This window comes from Mycobacterium sp. NPDC050551 (assembly GCF_040674075.1).
GTDB lineage: Bacteria > Actinomycetota > Actinomycetes > Mycobacteriales > Mycobacteriaceae > Mycobacterium.
Genome location: NZ_JBFARC010000001.1, coordinates 301,582 through 320,839, shown reverse-complemented (window position 1 = coordinate 320,839; position 19,258 = coordinate 301,582). Strand labels below are relative to the sequence as shown.

17 protein-coding genes are annotated in these 19,258 nt (G+C 68.9%); 7 read left to right on the top strand and 10 right to left on the bottom strand.

Annotated elements, in window-relative coordinates; all coding sequences use genetic code 11:
- Positions 1–6: 6 nt before the first annotated feature.
- The 6 genes from AB0K11_RS01585 (at position 7) to AB0K11_RS01560 (ending at position 7,116) form a co-directional block, all read left to right on the top strand.
- Entirely contained in the window at positions 7–783 is a 777-nt protein-coding gene (locus AB0K11_RS01585) for an alpha/beta fold hydrolase (protein WP_364971643.1), read from the top strand.
- Between the two features lie 119 nt (positions 784–902).
- Positions 903–2,528: a diguanylate cyclase gene (locus AB0K11_RS01580; RefSeq protein ID WP_364971641.1), complete on the top strand. Its 1,626-nt coding sequence runs from the start codon at positions 903–905 to the stop codon at positions 2,526–2,528.
- Positions 2,529–2,573: 45 nt separating this feature from the next.
- Positions 2,574–3,992: an SDR family NAD(P)-dependent oxidoreductase gene (locus AB0K11_RS01575; protein ID WP_364971640.1), complete on the top strand. Its 1,419-nt coding sequence runs from the start codon at positions 2,574–2,576 to the stop codon at positions 3,990–3,992.
- A 92-nt stretch (positions 3,993–4,084) separates the two neighbouring features.
- Positions 4,085–4,606, top strand: a complete 522-nt coding sequence (locus tag AB0K11_RS01570; RefSeq protein ID WP_364971638.1) for a PaaI family thioesterase — start codon at positions 4,085–4,087, stop codon at positions 4,604–4,606.
- A 94-nt stretch (positions 4,607–4,700) separates the two neighbouring features.
- Positions 4,701–6,221: an adenylate/guanylate cyclase domain-containing protein gene (locus tag AB0K11_RS01565; RefSeq protein ID WP_364971636.1), complete on the top strand. Its 1,521-nt coding sequence runs from the start codon at positions 4,701–4,703 to the stop codon at positions 6,219–6,221.
- A 175-nt stretch (positions 6,222–6,396) separates the two neighbouring features.
- Positions 6,397–7,116, top strand: a complete 720-nt coding sequence (locus AB0K11_RS01560; RefSeq protein WP_364971634.1) for a DUF4189 domain-containing protein — start codon at positions 6,397–6,399, stop codon at positions 7,114–7,116.
- Positions 7,117–7,231: 115 nt separating this feature from the next.
- Here AB0K11_RS01560 and AB0K11_RS01555 read toward each other — a convergent pair whose 3' ends face one another.
- The 10 genes from AB0K11_RS01555 to AB0K11_RS01510 all read right to left on the bottom strand — a co-directional run bounded on the left by AB0K11_RS01555 (position 7,232) and on the right by AB0K11_RS01510 (position 18,231).
- Complete coding sequence (locus AB0K11_RS01555; protein ID WP_364971632.1) at positions 7,232–8,122, bottom strand: SDR family NAD(P)-dependent oxidoreductase; 891 nt, start codon at positions 8,120–8,122, stop codon at positions 7,232–7,234.
- Positions 8,119–9,474 (bottom strand): NAD-dependent epimerase/dehydratase family protein, encoded by a 1,356-nt coding sequence (locus tag AB0K11_RS01550; RefSeq protein ID WP_364971631.1) that lies wholly within the window; start codon positions 9,472–9,474, stop codon positions 8,119–8,121. The genes AB0K11_RS01555 and AB0K11_RS01550 overlap by 4 nt, the downstream gene beginning before the upstream one ends.
- A 167-nt stretch (positions 9,475–9,641) precedes the next feature.
- A complete protein-coding gene (locus AB0K11_RS01545; RefSeq protein ID WP_364971629.1) occupies positions 9,642–11,939 on the bottom strand; it encodes an ATP-binding cassette domain-containing protein in 2,298 nt (765 codons plus the stop codon).
- An 8-nt stretch (positions 11,940–11,947) separates the two neighbouring features.
- Entirely contained in the window at positions 11,948–12,856 is a 909-nt protein-coding gene (locus AB0K11_RS01540) for a phosphatidate cytidylyltransferase (RefSeq protein WP_364971627.1), read from the bottom strand.
- Between the two features lie 12 nt (positions 12,857–12,868).
- A complete protein-coding gene (locus tag AB0K11_RS01535; RefSeq protein ID WP_364971625.1) occupies positions 12,869–13,543 on the bottom strand; it encodes a lysophospholipid acyltransferase family protein in 675 nt (224 codons plus the stop codon).
- A gap of 131 nt (positions 13,544–13,674) precedes the next feature.
- The gene (locus AB0K11_RS01530; RefSeq protein WP_364971623.1) at positions 13,675–14,427 is read right to left on the bottom strand and encodes a CDP-alcohol phosphatidyltransferase family protein; all 753 of its coding nucleotides are present in this window, start codon (positions 14,425–14,427) and stop codon (positions 13,675–13,677) included.
- 168 nt (positions 14,428–14,595) lie between these two features.
- A complete protein-coding gene (locus tag AB0K11_RS01525; protein ID WP_364971622.1) occupies positions 14,596–15,033 on the bottom strand; it encodes a hypothetical protein in 438 nt (145 codons plus the stop codon).
- 118 nt (positions 15,034–15,151) lie between these two features.
- Positions 15,152–15,601 (bottom strand): universal stress protein, encoded by a 450-nt coding sequence (locus AB0K11_RS01520; protein ID WP_364971621.1) that lies wholly within the window; start codon positions 15,599–15,601, stop codon positions 15,152–15,154.
- Between the two features lie 22 nt (positions 15,602–15,623).
- A complete protein-coding gene (locus AB0K11_RS01515) occupies positions 15,624–16,694 on the bottom strand; it encodes a GGDEF domain-containing protein (protein WP_364971620.1) in 1,071 nt (356 codons plus the stop codon).
- A 118-nt stretch (positions 16,695–16,812) separates the two neighbouring features.
- On the bottom strand, positions 16,813–18,231 hold the full coding sequence (locus tag AB0K11_RS01510; protein ID WP_364971619.1) for a DUF4185 domain-containing protein: 1,419 nt from the start codon (positions 18,229–18,231) through the stop codon (positions 16,813–16,815).
- Positions 18,232–18,493: 262 nt separating this feature from the next.
- Between AB0K11_RS01510 and AB0K11_RS01505 the strand changes: the two genes are divergently transcribed.
- The gene (locus AB0K11_RS01505; protein WP_364971617.1) at positions 18,494–19,252 is read left to right on the top strand and encodes an alpha/beta fold hydrolase; all 759 of its coding nucleotides are present in this window, start codon (positions 18,494–18,496) and stop codon (positions 19,250–19,252) included.
- Positions 19,253–19,258 lie beyond the last annotated feature (6 nt).

The window sequence follows — 19,258 nt, the reverse complement described above, 5'->3', positions numbered from 1 at the left end:
CACGATGTGCAGGAGAACGCGAAGCACCAGGGCGACACCCCGATGTCCACCAAGCCACCGATTCTGTTGTTGCACGGCGTGTTCGGCAAGCCGGCACTCATGCAACCCTGGATCGACGTCCTACAGTCCGCCGGCTACCGCGTGGCCACGCCGACGCTGCCCGGACGGGACCCCTCCGACGACGCGGCGCTGATGCGGACGGGCATCGACGAGTGCTTCGCCGTCGCGTCGGCGGCTTACGACGCACTCGGCGAACCTGCGATCGTCATCGGGCACAGCATGGGCGGTCTCCTCGCTCAGAAGATCGCCGCTGAGCGCAGACCGGTCGCGGTCGTGCTCCTCGCATCGGTGCCGCCGGGGATCCTGTGGGTTCAGCCGCGGATGACTCCTCATCTCTTGCCGATCCTGCCGGCGGTGCTGCGTGGCCGCCCGTTCCTGCCCGGTCCGCGCACGATGCGCGACGTGCCACTGGTGACGCTCCCGTCGGCCGAGCAGGATCGGCTCATTCCCGAGCTGGTTCGCGACTCCGGGCGCGTCTTCCGCCAGATGTCGTTCGGCATGGCTCCGACGCGGGTGAGGGCGGCGGATGTCATCTGCCCCGTGTTGTGCGTCAGCGGCGGGGCCGACCGCAACGTCGCGCCGTGGCTCTCCCGCCGGATCGCGAAGCGCTACGGCGCCGAGCATCAGGTGCATCCCGACCTGCCGCACTGGATCGTCGCCGCGTCGGCGGTCGACCGGGTCGCCCCGCCGGTTCTTCGCTGGCTGACGGACACACTGCCGTGAGCAATTGATCACCGCTGTCTGCGATCGCCGCAGAAATGCTGCTCAGCAGCAAAGAATTGTCTTACCGAGCGTCGCTCGCGCCTATCTCGGCAAAAGATGGGCAGGTACGTTGGTGATCTATGTCCGACTCGCCGCCCTCGCCCACGCTCGCGCCGCGGGCCGACGGGGAGCTGCTGCGGCCGGGTGAGCCTTGGTACCGGCAACTGGTCGAACAGAGCCCCGACGGGATCTGCGTGACCGCAGCCGGGCGCGTCACCTATGTCAACGCGGCCGGCGTGCGTCTCATGGGAGCCGAGACGAGTGCCGAGCTCGTCGGCCGCCCGATCAGCGACTTCGTCACAGGCGAGTCGATGGGGCCGATGCTCGCCGACCTCGCCGAGGTGGCGAGGCCCGGCGACTGCTCGCCCCACCTTCCGGCCGAGATGATTCGGAGCGACGGAACCACGCTCGCGGTCGAGGTCGTCGCGGTCAAGCTGGGCCCGACGGGCACCGACTCCTGGCAGATCATCACCCGGGACGTGAGTGTGCGGCACGCCGCCCAGTCGGTGATGAGGAATCAGGCCGCGCTGGTCAACCATGTCAGCGACGCCATCATCGGCACCACCGCAGACGGCACTGTGACCAGCTGGAACCCAGCGGCCGAGGCCATCTACGGACGCTCCGCGGCCGACGCGGTGGGACTGCCCGTCGCGGTCGCGGTAGGCGCAGATCTCAGGCCCGCCTGGATCGTCGCGTCCGGTGGCGTCGTCGCGGATCAACACTGCTCCGCCGGCGGCCACATCCTCGATGTGCGGGTCTCTGCCGCGACGATGGCCGAGGGCTACGTCCTGGTGTGCTGTGACTTGACTGCACTACACCGCGCCGAGCAGCACTTCGAAGCCGTCGTCACGTCGATGATCGAGGGCCTGATCGTGACCGACATGCATGGCACCATCAAGTCCATCAACCCCGCCGGCCTGCGAATCCTGGGTGCTCCGGAAGGGGCGAACCTCGTGGGTGTCAACTTCTTCGAAGCGACCGAGAAGTCCCCGTTCTACGACGAGAACGGCGTGAACATCGCGCCAGAGGACCGTCCCGCTCTCGCGGTACTGCGTACCGGTGTGTCGTTCGACAAGCTGGTGTACGGGTGGGACCGCCCGGAGGGCAGGGGGTGGATCTTGTCGAGCTGTCGACTGCTCAACCCCGACAAGCCGGGATTGTCGGACATGCTCGTCACCTTCACCGACGTCACCGCGCAACGTGCAGAGGCCGAGGAGATGAAGTTCCTCGCCACTCACGACGGTCTGACGTCCCTTCCCAACCGTGCCGCGGTACTTCTGCGGATCAATGACGCGCTGAGCGGGGACTCGGGCGACGTCCGGCTGCGGGCGGTGCTCTTCATCGACGTCGACCACCTCAAGACGACCAACGACACGCACGGTCATGATGCCGGAGATCACGTGCTGCGGACCACCGCAGAACGGCTACGCCGCACCGTCGCTGCCGACGACGTCGTAGGGCGTTGGGGCGGTGACGAATTCGTGGTTCTCGTCTGCCGCGCCGTGACGTCCGCCGAGATCGACGACCTGGTGGACCGGCTGCACTCGGCGCTCGCCCTCCCCGCCGTGCAGGGCCCGATCGGCGCCAGCATCGGTGTCGTCGAGGTCGACCGGTCAGATCGTCGAACGGCTGACGAACTGCTGCGCGACGCCGACCTGGCGATGTACGAGGCCAAACGCGCGCGCGGCCGACGACGAAGCCGCTAGCTGTTCTTCGACGCCCGGCATCGCACCGCCCCGTACTCTTCCCTGGTGAACGCGATAGACCCGGACAAACTCGACATGTGCCTGCAGGTGCTGGCCGACATCGAGTCGCTACCTCCTGAGCATCCCGACGCCGTGGCCGTGCGCCGCGCGACCGCGGGCATCTTCAAGTCGGTCAGGAAGGCTCGCCGGCACGCCAAGCGCGACGCGGTGGCGGCGGCCGACCAGGCAGTGACCGCCGCCACCGCGACCGGTGCGCCGGGCCGCATCGACGACGAGACGCAGGGCCTGCCGCTGGTGTCGACCGCGGTCGGCGCCACCGCGGGGACGTTGCTCCGGCCGCGGGCCTGCTACACGTGCAAGAACCGCTACACGGTGGTCGACGCCTTCTATCACCAACTCTGCCCCGGATGCGCCGCGCTCAACCGTGCCAAGCGCGACGCTCGCACCGACCTCGAAGGCAGAAGCGCCCTGCTCACCGGTGGCCGCGCCAAGATCGGTATGTACATCGCGTTGCGACTGCTTCGCGACGGGGCGCACACCACCATCACCACCCGCTTCCCGAACGACGCCGTGCGCCGCTTCACCGCGATGCCCGACAGTGCCGACTGGTTGCACCGACTCCGCGTCGTGGGCATCGACCTCCGCGACCCCGCGCAGGTCGTCGCGCTCGCGGACAGCGTCGCCGCCCAGGGCCCGCTGGACATCCTGATCAACAACGCCGCCCAGACCGTGCGGCGAGCCCCCGGCTCCTATGCGGCGCTCGTCGAGGCGGAACGCACCCCGGCGCCGGGACTGGTCGACGTCATCACGTTCGACCGCGTCAGCGACGCCCATCCGGCGGCGCTCGCCGGCAGCCTCTCCGAACACCAGACCCCTCATGTGGTGACGGAACTGGCCCTCACCGCCCGCAGCGCCTCGCCGGAACGGATCGCAGCGGGAACCGCCATCGATGCGGGCGGGCTGCTGCCCGACACCGCGTCCGTCAACAGCTGGACCCAACGCGTGCACGAGGTCGACGCGATGGAGTTGCTCGAGGTCCAGCTGTGCAACCAGACCGCGCCGTTCATCCTGGTGAGTCGCCTGCGCCCGGCGATGGCCGCCTCACCCGCCCGTCGCACCTACGTCGTGAACGTGTCGGCGATGGAGGGGCAGTTCAGCCGCGCGTACAAGGGCCCGGGGCATCCGCACACCAACATGGCAAAGGCCGCGCTGAACATGCTCACCCGCACCAGCGCCGCCGAGATGCTGGAGCAAGACGGCATTCTCATGACCGCCGTCGACACCGGCTGGATCACCGACGAGCGGCCGCACCCGACGAAACTGCGGCTCGCCGAGGAGGGTTTCCACGCCCCGCTCGACCTCGTGGACGGTGCCGCTCGCGTGTACGACCCCATCGTCCGCGGCGAGGCCGGCGAAGATCTGCACGGCTGCTTCCTGAAGGACTACTCGCCGAGCAACTGGTAGCCGGAGCGCCGTCGTTGCGGGAAACCTCTGATCGCGCCGCGACGGTGATGAATCGGAGTAGATTGCCGAATCATCTGAGCGGGGGCTGCGAGATGAGCATTGCGGACGGCGAATCGACGCCGAGGACACGCGTGGTGACGTGGCACGACCCGAAGCCGACCGCGGTCGCCGGTGCCTCCATGGCCGGTCTCGACTTCGTGCGAGCCGTGCAGGACATGCAGCTCCCGACGGCGCCCATGCACGAATTAATGCAGATCTCCATCGCGTCTGTGGAATTCGGCAAAGTGGTCTTCACGTGCCGGCCTGACGAATCGGCCTATAACGCCATCGGCACCGTGCACGGAGGTCTCGTCTGCACGCTGCTCGATGCGGTGATGGGCGGCGCGACGCACACCACGATGTCCCAGGGCCGGGGTTTCTCCTCGGTCGAGATCAAGGTGAACTACCTCAAGGCGGTTCAGCATTCCAGCGGAATGCTCACCGCAACCGGAACCGTGGTCAAGTCCGGTTCACGCGTCGCCTTCGCCGAAGGCGCGGTTGTCAACGCATCGGGCGCGCTGGTGGCGACCGCATCGAGCACATTGCTCGTCTTCGACACCAAGACTCAAGGCTGACCTCGGTTCGCCCGCGTGCACGACCCCGCCCTGACTCGTGGCCATTCTGCGTCAACCCCCACGCCCGAATGCCGCGGTTCTCTAGTCTCCCGCCATGAACCGCATCTGGCAGTGGGCGTGGGACAGGTACCGAGCGAGATACTCGTGGGCGGCTTACGCGGGCGCGATTCCCGCGATCCTGCCGGTCTACCTTCTTCCGTCGTTCGTCGTCGTCGCGACTGAGGAGTCCGATCGTTACGTCGAGGCGGCCGGCGTCACCTCCATCGCCGTGCTCGTGCTGGTGTACGTGATGGTCCTTCCCGGCCAGGGTCCGAGCCGCCTGGTCGATCAGTGGGCAGCCGGTCAGGACGTCGACCGGGGAAGGGCGCTGGACGCCACCTACGCCTGGGGCCGGGCGATAGTTGCCCGGACCATGGCCGCCAACGCTGTGGGAGTCACCCTCCTCTTGGTCGTTGTCGGCGCGGTCGCCGGGGCGAGCGGGTGGCGCCTCGTTCAGTACGGAATCCTGGGCGCCGCCTTCGCAACTGCCGTCCAGCTGATTGCCGTGCACAGCTATACGGAAGCCGCGCTTCGGCCGGCCAGGGTCGCCATTGCCGGTGACACGGGGATCGGTGACTCCCTGCCCCGCTCCCGCCCGAGCTTTGCCGGGTGGTCGAATGTCTGCATCCTCGCGACCGCCTTCGCATTCGCCACCGCGGGCGCGATGCTGGCGGCCGTATTCCACGGGGCCACCGCGGTCCCCGTGCTTGCCCTCGTGATCGGCGGTGCGGTGACGCTCGGCTACGGAGTGCCGATCACCGTCGGCGCCGCGTTCTCGCCGTCCCTGCAGCCCGTTCGCGATCTCGCCGAAGGGACTGAACGCGTTGCGGCGGGGGACTACGGCCAACGGCTGCCAGTGGTTCAAGACGACGATCTCGGCGCGCTGGCGGCGTCGTTCAACCGCATGCAGGCGGGATTGGCTGAGCGCCAAAGACTTCAGACGGCCTTCGGAACTTATGTGGACCCCACCTTGGCGGGGCGACTGCTCGAGCAGGGGGACGATGTGTTCACCGGCGAGCGCCGCGAGGTGAGCGTGATGTTCGTCGACATCAGAGATTTCACCCCTTTCGCCGAAACCAATACCGCCGAGGACACCGTCGCCCGCCTCAACGCACTCTTCGGGATCGTGGTGCCTGCGGTCGTCGACGCCGGCGGACACGTCAACAAATTCCTCGGCGACGGCGCCCTGGCCGTCTTCGGTGCCCCGAACGATCTTGCGGACCATGCCGACGCCGCCGTGAAAGCCGCGGTGCTGATTCACCGTTACGTGACAGAGCGATTCGGCAGCGCGCTGCGAATCGGTATCGGGATCAACACCGGTGTCGTCATCGCCGGCACCATCGGCGGGGGAGGCAAGCTCGAGTTCACGCTGATCGGCGACACCGTCAACGTCGCAGCCCGGGTCGAGCAGCTCACCAAAGCCACCGGCGACGTGATACTTCTGACCCGGCAGACCGTCGATGCCCTTGACGTCCGGCCCGCAGAACTCGTCGACCGAGGGTCCTACGCGCTGAAAGGAAAGGCGGCTGCCGTCGAGGTGTTCGGACTCGACACCAGGAACGCGGCGACAAGCTGAGCTCGTCGGCAGCGGCTCCTGCCCGCCACCGCCCCTTACCCCGCAGACAGGAAACCCTTCCCATCCTTCGCTGAAGTCTGGCTTGCCGGCGATTACCCGGCCGCTCCGTGAAGCCGAGTATTCGAGTAGCCCACGAGGGTCCGCATCAACGGCTCAATCACCAACGGAGGACATCATGACCATTTCAGCAAGTGCAGCAGGCCGACGCAGCCGAACCGCAGCATTGATCTTTCTGGCCGCGTTCGCATCTGGCGTCGGAATGGTCAGTGCCGCCGCACCGGCGAGCGCTGCCGACCAGTACATCGCACTGGCCATCGGCTTCGTCAGCGAGAACCCTCCCGTCACGATGGCCGGCGGATCGGCGATCGGCGCCGGCCAGGACCAGGCCGGGCAGGGGGCGCTGTCCAACTGTGTGAGCAATGGCGGCAGCCACTGTGTCACCCAGGTGATCGCGACCAACGAGTGTGCGGCGGCGGCCTCGAACGACTACGGCGAGATGACCGGCGCGTCCGACCCGTCGCTGTCCGGCGCGCAGAGCAAGGCCATGGCGAAGCTGCAGAACCAGCAGGGCGCCAAGGTCATCGTGTCCGGGTGCGCGAACGGGTCCACCCCGCCGCCGCCCAACGACCCGCCGCCGCCTCCGCCGGCGCCCAAGCAGGGGCCGACGGTCTCGTTCGACACCGTGCTGGGTGGCTTCGTGGCTCACATCACCGACCGCAGTGGAGTGTCGTCGCAGTGCACCTACACGGCGGAGAACTTCAACCGTGCCTTCGCACTGCCGGCCAACTCCAGGTACGACATGAAGGTCGTGCCCGCTGTTCCGCGGTTCCGGAACTGGACGGTCACCATCGCCTGCGACAACGGCACCAGCACGACGACGACGACCTACTTCTGAGTCGCCGCCGACCCGATCCGCCCGGACCGTGACAACACGGTCCGGGCGTGATCTGTTGCTGCACGACCCTACCGATCCAGTGCCTCTGTCACCTCGGGACCGCCTGCGAGCCACGTCAGGACAACGCCACGCCGATTCGCGCGGGTTCGATCGACTCGTACCGCACGTTCCCGGCGCTGGCGTCGCTGGGTTCCGAATCGAAGGAGGTGGCGCGGACGAACGGCCCGACCACGGCGTCGAAGACCGCAGGCAGCAACCGGAAGGCGGCGATCGCCGGCCAGTTCAGCAGACCGACTTGACGCTCGCTGGAGCGCCGCCTGTCAGTGGCGCGCACGATGGCGGCCGCGACTATGGCGGGGGCGTCTGCGGTCGGCGGCACCCGTGGGGTGAGGCCGGAGTAGTTCCCCGCCGTCCCGTACACCGGGGTGTCGACCGGTCCCGGGTAGATGCCGTGAATCCTGACTTCCGGCAGATGACGATTCTCCTGACGCAACACCCGAACGAGCGCACTCAAAGCGAATTTACTGAGGACGTAGGGAGATTGGTATGGGACCGCGATCGTTCCCAGCAGTGAACCGACAAGCACCAGGTGCCCCGAGCGCCGTTCCTGGAAGTGGCGCAGTGCCGAGCGCGCCACATTGGCGGCGCCGAGGAGATTCGTCTTCACCACGTCGTCGAAGACGTCCGCCGGAACGTCCTCGAAGCGGCCGAAGGCGGTGATGGCCGCGCACTGGGCCACGACGTCCGCCCGTCCGAATCGCGCGATCGTGACGTCGAACAGTTCCTGGACCTGGTCGGCGACGGCGATGTCCGTCGCCTGCACCACCACATCGGCGGCTCCGAACGATCGGCATTCGTCCGCGACGTCGTTCAGCGCGTCCTTCGAGCGCGACGCGAGCACCAGGGCGGCATTGCGTCTGGCGTAGTGCAACGCGGTCTCCCGTCCTATCCCACTCGAAGCGCCGATGACGACGACCACCTGGGAGCCATTGTTCTGTGTGTTCATCGTTGTCCACCTCTCTTGGCCCGGCGGCGTTCGCTCGCGGCGAGCAGGCTGAGGACCGTGGTGGCGGCGACCGGCGCCCACCCACCACGGAGGCTGGTGACCACGGCGGTGACCACAGCGAGAGGCGCGAGAAGAGCGGCGGGATCGCGACGTCGTGCGAGGACGCGGTCCAGTGCCATCGGTGTGCCGGACGCCAGATTGAGCGCGACGACCGCCGCGTCCGGAGCGCCGGCCCGGCCGACACCCAGCGCACGGGCGAGAGCCAAGCCGCTCCATGTGAGCAGGGAAGCATCGTGGACGTACTGAATCGTGCGCGAGGTCATGCGTTTCTCCTCCGTGTTCCATCCCATCGCCGCACTCGTGCCTGCGGCGCCGTCGGCCATCCCGTCGAGGAGTTCGATCGCGCTCTCCGCCGACGTCCGGGTGGGTGCCCACCCGAGTTCGCGGCGCGCCTTCGACGTGTCCATGACAGGTGAGTTGGTGGCCACGTCGTACCAGCCCGGGGTCAGCGCGACCACGCGGCTCACGCTGAGTGCGCTGACCACCGCGCGCATCAGCTTCGGGTTGACGCCGACGGCCCGCGCCCCCACCACGGCGGCGAGCGCGGTGCTGTCCAGCACGTTCGCCGCGATGTTGTAGGAGCCGTGGGCGCGGTGCTGCATCATCCGGACCACCGCGTCACCGACGTCGTCGGCGTGAACGAATTGCAGCGCAATACCTCTGGGTAGTGGAAGCACACGAATCGCGCCGCGGCGGAGGAGTTCGAGGGCGGCGCGGGGCACGAGGGGGCCGAGGTAGAGCGAACGGATCAGCCAGGCCGCTTCGCGCTGCACCACGACAGTGGGACGGAATCGGGCCACCACCGTATCGGGATGTTCCTCGACGAACCGGTCGAGAATCCGTTCCACCATCACCTTGTGCCGGCTGTACGTAGAGGCGGGCTGGCCGGTGTCCGGCCAGTCCTCCGAGACGGGCTCGCCCCGGCCGGGGGCGTAGATGCCGAGGCTGGAGGCATACACCAGCTGCCGGACCCCGGCCGCGGTCATCGCAGACAGAAGGGATTGCGTGCCAATCACATTGGCCCGATACAGATAGTCCGTATCGCGCACCGGCTGAATCGCCAGCGCGAGGTGGACCACCACGTCGGCGTCTCGCATCGCCGGCTCGAGGTCGGCCGCGGCGTCGGGCGACGCCAGGTCCACGGCGTGCCACCGCACCCGTTCGTACTTCTCACCCGTCGTGGGTGGGCGCCTGCAGACCCCCACCACCTGAGCGTCGGGCAGCCGTTCGTGTAGCGCCCGCAGCACGCCGGCGCCGACGTTGCCCGATGCGCCGGTGACGACAACGCGCATGTAATGCCTCCTGAACAGGGTGTGGGCAGCGGCTGCCCGGTATTCGGAGCCGAATGGCGCAGGGTGCTGCCAACGAGGCTGCGAGTTGCTCACACGTTTCAGAAAGCGTCCGGCACCTGAGCCATACCCGGGGCCGTGGGCGGCAAACGGCGCGCCGCGCGGCGGTCTTAGGCGACCTTGAGCCGGAGCCGCCAGCGGGCGATCGCGGCGAAGAGCACGGTCAGCACCGCCAGCATGGCCATGTCGAACAGCCAACGCGACGGGGTGTGCTGCCAGTGCGGGTCGTCCGCGATCCCGGCGACCAGCGAGCTCAGATCGGCGGTCGACGCGGTGGCGGCGAATCCCCACCGGCCGGGCGTGATCCAGGCCAGCGTCTCGAACAGCGGCCGGCCCGTCACCGGGATGAAGCCGCCTGCGAGCACCAGCTGCGCCATCAAGGTCGCCGCCAGCAGCACGATCACCTGGTCACCCGTCCGTGCCAGCGCCGAGACCGCCAGTCCCAGCACCGCTGCCGCGACGGCCGTCGCCGCGATGCCGGCGAAGAACTCCAGCATCGGGCTGCCCAGGACCACGGCGCGCGAGGGGGCGGGCTTGCCGAACCCGGGTGCCGTGACGACGAGAACCAGGATCGCCGACTGGATCACCGCCACCGCGCCGAACACCGCGATCTTGGCCAGCAGGTACGCCGAGGCGGACAACCCCGCAGCCTGCTCACGCTGGAAGATCGCACGTTCACCGACCAGGTCGCGCACGGTGAGCGTGACACCCATCAGGATGGCGGCGAAGCTGGTCAGCGCGATGACGTGTTTCGCCTCGAAGGGTGGCGCACCGTCCGGCGGGGGCCCGCCGAGGCCGGCGCCGCCGGCCACTGTCAGCGGCAGCAGGCCGACGATGAACGGCAGCACCGCCAGGAAGACCAGATAGCCGCGGTTGGCCATCAGCAGCCGGACCTCACGGCGGGCGATCGTCGACACCTGGCGGCGCAACCCGGTGAACGACGGCGCCGCCGCGGTCACGGGGTGCATGGGCGCGTCGTCGACGGCGCCGGATGCGGCCGAGAGCTCTCTACCCGCCAGGAACCGGCGTTGCGCACCGTCGGGATCGGCGCAGACGCCGGTGAAGATGTCCGCCCAGTCGGTCGAACCCATTGCCGGCCCGAGCTCGTCGGGTGGTCCGCAGAAGGCGGTCTTGCCGCCCGGCGCCAGCAGCAGCACCTGGTCGCAGACGTCCAGGAACGACAGCGAGTGGGTCACCACCACGATCACCCGGCCCGCGTCGGCGAGCCTGCGCAGCATTCCCATCACCGCCCGGTCCAGCGCGGGGTCCAGCCCGGTGGTCGGCTCGTCGAGCACCAACAGCGACGGACCGGTCAGCAGTTCGAGCGCGACCGACACCCGTTTGCGCTGACCACCCGACAGCGTGTCGATTCGGGTGTCGGCATGGCCGGCCAGCTCGAGTTCCTCGAGCACCGCGGCGATCACCTGCCGGCGGTCCTCGGCCGCGGTGTCGGCGGGCATCCGGAGCTCCGCGGCGAAATCCAGTGCCTGAGCGACGGTGAGCCGACCGTGCACGATGTCGTCCTGCGGCACCATGCCGATGCGGCTGCGCAACGCCGCGTAGCGGGTGTTCAGGTCGCGCCCCTCGAACGACACCGTGCCGCTGGTCGGCCGCCCGGCGCCGACGATCGTCTTCGCCAGCGTGGACTTGCCCGAGCCCGACGGGCCGATCACCGCCGTCAGCGTGCCCGGCCTGGCGGTGAACGTGATGCGGTCCAGCAGCACGGTGTCGCGCTCGATCGCCAGACTCACCTCGTTGACCTCCAGGCCGCCGGTGGTGGCAGCCGGCTGAGTACGGCGCACCAAAACACCCGCGGTGAAGACGAAGTCGACGTTGCCGATCGTCACGATGTCGTCGTCGGCGAGGGGAGTGTCGGTGATGCGTTCACCGTTGACGAATGTGCCGTTGCGGCCGTCGATGCTCGAGAGCCGCACGCCGCGGTCGGTGGCGATCAGAGTGGCGTGGTGGCGTGACGCCAACACATCGGGGACCACGATGTCGTTGTCGGGTGTGCGTCCGATCGTGAGGGAACCCTGCCGGTCGGGCTGCCGCGACATCCGCGTGGTCTCCGCGTCGGCCGGAGAAGCCGGTGCGCCGAGCTCGAATCGCAGCTGCGGACCGTCGGGCGCGACGAGATGGATGGTCTGGCCGCCGCGCACCTCGACGGACTGCACGCGTCGCCCGTCGGCATAGATGCCGTGCAGGCTCGTGTCGTCGACGGCGACCCAGCTCTCGTCGAGATGGCGCAGGACCACATGTGACCGAGACACCTTCGGGTGCGGGATGCGGACGTCGGCCCGCACATCGCGTCCGATGACGACGTCCTGTCCGGGCGCGAAGGTGTGTCGCCCATGTGCCGAGCAGACGGTGATCGTGGGCGTCAGCGTGGGTACCGCGGAAGGGCTCATGTGTCCGTTCATCCTAGGAAGTACGCCAGTGGGAGGACGAGCAACAGCGAATCGATGCGGTCGAGCAGGCCGCCGAATCCGGGCAGCCAGTCGCCGGCGTCCTTGACCTGAGCCTGCCGCTTGAGCATCGACTCCAGCAGGTCGCCGAAGACGCCGCCGATGGAGACGGCGACGAGCAGCCCGATCGACATGCTGCCGAGCAGGCTGAGGATGACGAAGGCGCCGATGATCGCGCCGACGAGGCCGCCGACCGTCTTGTTCGGGCTCAACGGCGACAGCGGCCGGCGCGCCCAGGCCATGCGGCGCAACCCCTTTCCACCGCACCAGGCCGCCACATCGGTGGCCGCGACGGCGAAGCACAGCAGATACGTGTCCGGCAGGACCATCACGAGATGGGACAGCGACCAGCAGATCCACACGGACCCGAAGGCGGTGAAAGCGGTGCGCCTGGCGCCGTTTTCGACGTCGCCGCCGAGGACCGAGGGCAGCGCGCACAACAGCAGGACGACCGGTGCCAGTTGCAGCAGCGTCGGGCGCAGCCAGGCAGCGAGGGGGTACAGCACCGCCAGCGCCAGCAGGACGTAGGTGTCGGCCCGTTCGAGCCGGACCAGCCGCGCGTATTCGATCACCGCGACGACGGCGAGCACCGCCGCCAGTACCGCGGTGGTGCCGTGGCCGAACCACACCGGCAACCCGACGGCGGGAGCGATCAGCACCCAGGTCCGCCACTTCTGGATCAGCTCCGGCCTGCGGGAGACCAGGACTGCGATGCCGGCCGCGGCGAGGATGGCGACCGTGATCCACATCAGGAACACCGACCGGCCGAAGAGATGCACGTGCAGCGGGCCCAGGTCGATGTCGAGCGCCATCCGCCGATCGAGGTGGAGGAATGAGCTGTACTGGTCGAAGATCGTCATCAGGCGCCTGTCTCAGGATGCGAGCGCGTATCGGTCACCGGCCCGGCCCTCGAAATCTTCCCGCAGGGCCGACACATGTGCCCGCAGTTGCGCTGCCGACGTGTCGTGGGGATCCAGTGGCGCGCCGAGACGCACCCGCATCGGAGCGGGGGAGTAGCGGCCGTCCTTGGGCAGTACATCGGCCGTGCCCGCGATGGCGACCGGAACGATCGGCACGCCGCATTCGCGCGCCAAGCGCACCGCGCCGGAGCGGAATTCGCCGATTGTGCCGTCGGTCGACCGCGTTCCCTCGGGGTAGAGCACGACGGTGCGTCCGGCCCTCAGCGCCGGCCCGGCGGCCGCCAGCAGTGCGGCGTAGCCACCGTCACCGGTTCGCCGGACCGGGAGGATGCCCGCCAGCGAGGTGGCGACGAAACGCCGCACCGGTACGTCGAACCAGTAGTCAGCGGCTGCGCCGAAGACAGGGCGGGCCGTCGGCGGAAGCGCAGCGAGGAGGGCCGCGGTGTCGGCGTGCGACGCGTGGTTGGCCACGATCACGCAGCCGCCCCGGGCCTCCCAGCGGCCGGTCACCGTCAGTCCGCCCGAGACGCCACACACAGTCCGCCAGAGCCAGTGCCGCAGGACGCTTCCTGCGCCCGACGACGTGCTGCGGGAGGTGAGTGACGTGCCGGTGCGGTGCGTGTTCATGCCATGAGTAGATCGGCCCCGGCGGGCTACCGATCCCAAGAAATCGCGCACGCTGCAACGCCGACTGGCGGCGACGACCTCCACTGAGGTTCGTCGCCGCCGTCTGGGCAGCCGTGGTGGCCGGCGCCTGATCAGGCCGCCGAAGTCAGCACCCCCAGTGGCACCGTGAGGGGCCGGGTGATGGGCAGGATCTCGGCCACCGGCTCGGGTTGGGAACTGCGCTGCGCCTTCAGTTCGCGGTGCGCGGCGCGCAGTCGCAGCACCGTGGTGATGAGTGAACCGTTCACCAGCTGAGCCAGCAGCACGGGCATGATGACCGGGAACGCGGTCGCCAGCACCACGAGCAGGCACCGTTCGGTCTTGCCGAGCGGGCCGCCGTTGCGGCGGGTGCCGCCGGCTGCTGCCGCCGCCAGCGACGCGAACGTCGGCAGTGTCGCGGCGAGTGCGGCCAGGAGCACCTGCAGCACCGGCCAGGACAGCCAGTCGAGCCCTGGGCCGCCCTGGCGCGCCGCCCACACCGCCAGGCCGGCGAAGGCCAGCAGATCCGCGGCGCGGTCGCCGATCTCGTTGACGACGAAGCCCCACGGACGGCTCACGCCGCGGGCGCGGGCGACCGCGCCGTCGAGGTTCGCCCCGGCCAGCCGCAGCACCATGAACAGCGCCGCGAGCGGCCAGCAGCCGTAGGCGACGGCGACGCCGCCGGCCGCTGCGGCCACAACGCCTGCGGCGGTGAAGGCGTCGGGGGAGATCTGCCGATCGACCGCGGCGTCCAGGATCGGCGTCAGCTGCCGGGTGAACCACGGCTTGAGCGCGTAGAGGCCGGACATCCGGGCCCGGCGTGGCGCCACCGCGGCGGGGGTGTGGGTGGGGACGGACGTGTTCATGGCCGGCTCCTTTCGTGTCGCCTGCTCGTGCGCGCCTCGGTGGCGTCGTCGATGCGATGAGTCAAGCGAGTGCGAGGGGCTACCGATCCCAAGAACGTCAGAGCCACGGGCGACAGCGGAACGGCCGGCTCGTCACCGAGCCGGCCGATGCGCGCTGCGCGTTGGTCGCTACCTGCGGGTCAGCGAGACCCGGATGCCGTCGACGTTCACCGGGAAACCCTCGCAGCCGGCCGGGATCCGGCCGGTCGACGTGCCCGTCAGGGTCACCGCATCGAACGAGTAGCCGATGGTGTTCGGCAGCTGCCTGCCGTCGGGGCACGACCACACGGCCTCGCGGCTGAATCCCCACCGGCCGTGAACCAGTCGGGCGTCGGCGGTCCACCCTGTGGTGGCGGCGACACGGGCACAGCCCGCACCGCAGGACGTGATGATCCAGGTCGCCGAGGAACTCGGGTACGGATTCAGCGTGCCGTTGACCGCTCGCTGACTCTGGTCGCTCAGCAGGGTGTAGGTACCGCTGAGATCGTCGGCGTGTGCGGGACCGGCGAGGCCGATCGCGGCACCGGCCATCGCGAGCGCCGTCGCGATTCGTGCGATTCGGTTCATGGTCGTTCCTCACGCCGTGTGGCGCGCCGGGGGCGTCACCTGCGATCAGTGAACTCGGTTCTGGTGCCTACCGATCACAACTTCGCCGACGTCGTGGGCTGCTCGAACGTGACGGACGTCAGTCCTTGGTGTCGACGACCAGCACCTCGGTCTTCGCGCGACGTCGTACCGCGCTCGGAACGGATCCGAGCAGGCGCCCGGCGATCGACTTGAGCCCGACGCTGCCGACCACCAGCAGATCGGCGTTCACGTCGGCGACCAGGTCGACGAGTACGTCGATCGGCGCGCCGACGATGGCCCTTTCGTCGACGTCCTTGGCTCCCGCCTCCCGCGCCCGGTTGCTGGCCTCGCGCAGCATCGCGTACGTCGGCGCACCGCCGTGGGTTCGATAGCCCTCGCCGGTCGGTTGATCGGGTTCGCCGGAATGATGTTCCTGCTCAGGCAGATACGCGGTGGCGACGATGAGCTTCGCGCCGGACTCGGCGGCGATGGCGGCGGCTTTGTCCACCGCGCGCAACGACGAATCCGAGCCGTCGGTGCCGACGACGATGATCTTGTAGTCGCTCATGTTTCCTCCAGAGTTGTCCGTGTCAGCAGATGGTTGCGTAAGTGTGCCGCGGCCGGTTCCCGCCGTCGCGTTTCGCGGCGTACATCGCCGCGTCGGCAACGGCGATCAGGTGCTCGATGTGCCTCGTCGAGGCGTCCGCGTCGGTGATCTCGGCGGTGGTGGAACCAATGCTGGCCGTGATCCGCTGCGGCAGTGCGGCGATGGCGGCGCACAGATTCGTGGCCAGCATCGAGACGTCGCAGCCGGTGGAGATGTCGGCGATCAGGAATTCCTCGCCACCGGCACGGCAGATCGCGGCACCGGGCGGGGCGTGCGAGCGGAGCAGATCGGAGACGGCGATCAGGACGGTGTCGCCCGCCGCATGGCCGTCGGTGTCGTTGATGCGCTTGAAGTCGTCGAGGTCGATCATCAACAGCGACAGACGGTTGCCGGTGGCCTGCATCGCGGCGAGCTGGCGGTCGAGGGTGTCGATGAACCCTCGCCTGTTCAGCAGCCCGGTCAGGGGGTCCTCGTCCGACCGGGCCGCGTACCGGACGAGGGCCCGCGACATCGCCCACACGCCGATCGACACCGAGACGTTGAGGAACCAGATCAGCCAGAACGCTCCCATCGCGGTGACGAGGCCGGCGTCCCGGCCGAGGCGCACTGCAGCGGCGACGGCGATCATGAGGGCCAGCACGAAGTTGACCAGCAGCAGCCTCGTGGTGTGGAAGAACGCGATGTAGCCGGCGATCACGGCCATGCCTGCGCCGCCGAGAGCGGTCAGGGTGGGATTGGGTTGTGTCAGACTCCAGGCGGCTGTCGAGAGGGCGCCCACGACACAGACGAGTTCGGACTGCCTGCGGGTCGGCCAGCGCGTCAACCACAACGCCGTGACCCCGGCGGTGAATACAGCCGTGACGGCGCCCCAGACAAGCGACTCGTTGATAGTTGGCCGGCCACTGGCGAGCACACTGAGCGGCACCAGTGCCGAGGACGTGGTGACCACGCCCATGATGAGCTGAGCCGATCGCAGGAGTCGGCGCTGCCGAAGGAAACTCGTGATCCAGTCGAACGGGTCGGGTTGAGTCCACCACGTCCTCAGTCGTGACACTCGTACCCTCCGGCGACGTTGCTCAGCGCGGTGCAGCGCATCGTTTGAACCGACTGTAGCTGCAGAAGCGCGCCGTGGGCACAGGGTCGCACAAATTGCTGGCGACTTCGGGAGGCGGTTACGGCAGGACGGTGCGCATCAACATCACGTTGTACGCCGACCACAGCGACAGGGTGAAGTACAGCTCCTTGCCCACCGACCACGGGTGCAGATAGGGGGCGTAGATGCCACCAGGGATGTCGGCGGACCGGACGAGCAGTTGTTCGGGTCCCCAGGGGCCCTGCGGGGCCGGCGCCGTCCGGGCCACGATGTCGTCAGCGCCGTTGCCGTACAGCACGAGGTACTGCTTGAGGTAGGTGTTGTACTGCGCCGACATCTCCGAGACCGGGCCGGGGATGACGGGCGTGGCGGCCGCGGGGTTGCCCGGCGCCCAGGCGTTCTGCCCCGCGTTGAAGTATTCGTACTTGCCGAGGTCGAGTACCTGGTTCTGGGCGACCCGGGAGATGTATGCCGCACCGCCGCGGCCTGCCGGGGTACCGAAAGAGTAGAGGTACGGGTCACCCGGACCGGGCTTGAGGAATGCGCCCTGCTGGAAGTTCTCGTTGCCCGGCGCGAACCGGGCGCCCGGCACGCCGTCCGCTCGCGCCGCTCTCACCGTGCCCGGGTGCACCGTCCAGTTCTCACCGTTGTCCGACGACGCCGCGATCGCGGAGAAATTCGTGGTCCATCGGCCGTCGCTGTCCCAGCTGCGGATCGACATCAGGTTCATCACCTGGGTGTTGCCGATCGCGACCCCGGCGGTGGGGATGATGCCACGCTCGGTCTCCGCCCACTTCGGGCTGTTGACGACCTGCTTGGCCATCCCCGACGGCCAGATCGGTGCGCCCGAATACCGGTTCGACAGGCCCGCGTTGGGCACGGCCACGGTCTTCGACAGCGCGCCGTCCTGGCTGCGGAACAGGGTGTTGTACCGCCATTGCTGACCGCGGACACTGCAGTAGCCATAGGTGTCGCCGAATGCCATCAGCACCTGGCGGTTCGAGGAATCGCCGTTGTCCCACATGATGCCGAGGTCGGTACCGGTGATGGCGAACCGGTTGACGGTCTGGTTCGGGCTGTCCGGTCCGGTCACCCAGCCCACGAGCGAGGTCCCGGGTGGCGCCGGTGGTGGTGCCGGGGGAGCGGCCGCCTGGGCCGGCGTGTCGGTCTGCGCCGACGGCGAATTCGCCGTGCCCGGTGCGGGGGCGGGCGCAGGCACCGCTCGCGCCTGCTGCTCGAGCCGGCCGGGCTGGGGCGACACCGCGTCGAGCATCGCCCGGGAGAACTGGCCCATCCTTGGCAATGGGGCGTCGTCATCGGTGCCTGCGGGCCGGTGTCCCCGGGGCGGAATGTCGGAGCCGGGCAGGGCGGGCGCCGCGGCGCCGCTGGGAGTCGGTGGCGGCTTGGCTGCCGCCGCAGCCCCGGTGCAGGGTTCGGCGGACGCGGTCGGGGCGACGCCGATCGCCAGTGTCAGTCCGACGACGGCTGCGGACGCCATGGATGCGGTTGACACCGTGGACAATCGACGACGCAGCGACATGTCACACCTCTCGAGGGGCGGGACGCCGCGATGACGTCAGCAGTAGACACTGTGACGATAGTGACTGGAGTGACGACTACTGGCACTCGAGGGCCAATGGATGCGCATCCGTGACCGTGTCGCGACCTGGCCCCGAAAGCTCACCACCGACGGACCGCCTCGCGTAATCTTCGGCCCGCCGCCTCGGCGCACCCGCACGATGCACCCAAGGGAGGACGACGTGCGTTTCGTACTCGTACACGGGGGATTTCACGCCGCATGGTGTTGGACGCACACCATAGACAAACTCCGTGCGCTCGGCCATGATGCCGTGGCCGTGGATCTGCCCGGCCACGGCTCGCGCGTCGACGAGGAGTCCACGCTGGCGAATCGCCGCGAGGCGGTCGCGACGGTCATCGAGCGCGGCGACGTCGTGGTCGGCCACTCCGGCGGAGGATTCGACGCCACGCTGGGTGTCGACTCGGTGCCGGACAAGGTCAGCCACGTCATCTACCTCGCTGCCGCCCTGCCGCGCGAGGGCCGCAGTTACACCGAGGCCATGACGATGACCAATGCCGAGGACGGCGATCTCGACGGCGATGTCGGAGAGATGTTGAGCTACCTGCACTTCGACGAGGACGGCGCGATGACGTTCGCGGACTTCGAGGGTGCGTGGAAGTACTTCTACCACGACTGCGACGAGCCGACGGCGCGATGGGCCTTCGACCGGCTGGGCCCGGAACGGTTCGGTGAGACGACGGTCGCCCCGGTGTCGACGCCTGATTTCTGGGCGGCCGACCTGCCGCGCAGTTTCATTCGCTGCGAACAGGATCGGGCCATGCCGCGCTGGCTGGCCGACACCGTCGCGCACCGCCTCGGCGTCGAACCGCTGACCATCGACGCGTCGCACTCGCCGTTCCTCAGTCGGCCGGGCGACCTGGCGCAACTGCTGGTCGCGGCGACCGCCACGCGACCGGTTGGACCGCTGACCCCGAATTGAGGCCGG

Excerpts from the sequence above, each read along its gene's own strand:
- AB0K11_RS01580 (WP_364971641.1), top strand. The coding sequence starts at position 903 with ATGTCCGACTCGCCGCCCTCGCCCACGCTCGCGCCGCGGGCCGACGGG.
- AB0K11_RS01570 (WP_364971638.1), top strand. The coding sequence starts at position 4,085 with ATGAGCATTGCGGACGGCGAATCGACGCCGAGGACACGCGTGGTGACG.
- AB0K11_RS01565 (WP_364971636.1), top strand. The coding sequence starts at position 4,701 with ATGAACCGCATCTGGCAGTGGGCGTGGGACAGGTACCGAGCGAGATAC.
- AB0K11_RS01560 (WP_364971634.1), top strand. The coding sequence starts at position 6,397 with ATGACCATTTCAGCAAGTGCAGCAGGCCGACGCAGCCGAACCGCAGCA.
- AB0K11_RS01555 (WP_364971632.1), bottom strand. The coding sequence starts at position 8,122 with ATGAACACACAGAACAATGGCTCCCAGGTGGTCGTCGTCATCGGCGCT.
- AB0K11_RS01550 (WP_364971631.1), bottom strand. The coding sequence starts at position 9,474 with ATGCGCGTTGTCGTCACCGGCGCATCGGGCAACGTCGGCGCCGGCGTG.
- AB0K11_RS01545 (WP_364971629.1), bottom strand. The coding sequence starts at position 11,939 with ATGAGCCCTTCCGCGGTACCCACGCTGACGCCCACGATCACCGTCTGC.
- AB0K11_RS01540 (WP_364971627.1), bottom strand. The coding sequence starts at position 12,856 with ATGACGATCTTCGACCAGTACAGCTCATTCCTCCACCTCGATCGGCGG.
- AB0K11_RS01535 (WP_364971625.1), bottom strand. The coding sequence starts at position 13,543 with ATGAACACGCACCGCACCGGCACGTCACTCACCTCCCGCAGCACGTCG.
- AB0K11_RS01530 (WP_364971623.1), bottom strand. The coding sequence starts at position 14,427 with ATGAACACGTCCGTCCCCACCCACACCCCCGCCGCGGTGGCGCCACGC.
- AB0K11_RS01525 (WP_364971622.1), bottom strand. The coding sequence starts at position 15,033 with ATGAACCGAATCGCACGAATCGCGACGGCGCTCGCGATGGCCGGTGCC.
- AB0K11_RS01520 (WP_364971621.1), bottom strand. The coding sequence starts at position 15,601 with ATGAGCGACTACAAGATCATCGTCGTCGGCACCGACGGCTCGGATTCG.
- AB0K11_RS01510 (WP_364971619.1), bottom strand. The coding sequence starts at position 18,231 with ATGGCGTCCGCAGCCGTCGTCGGACTGACACTGGCGATCGGCGTCGCC.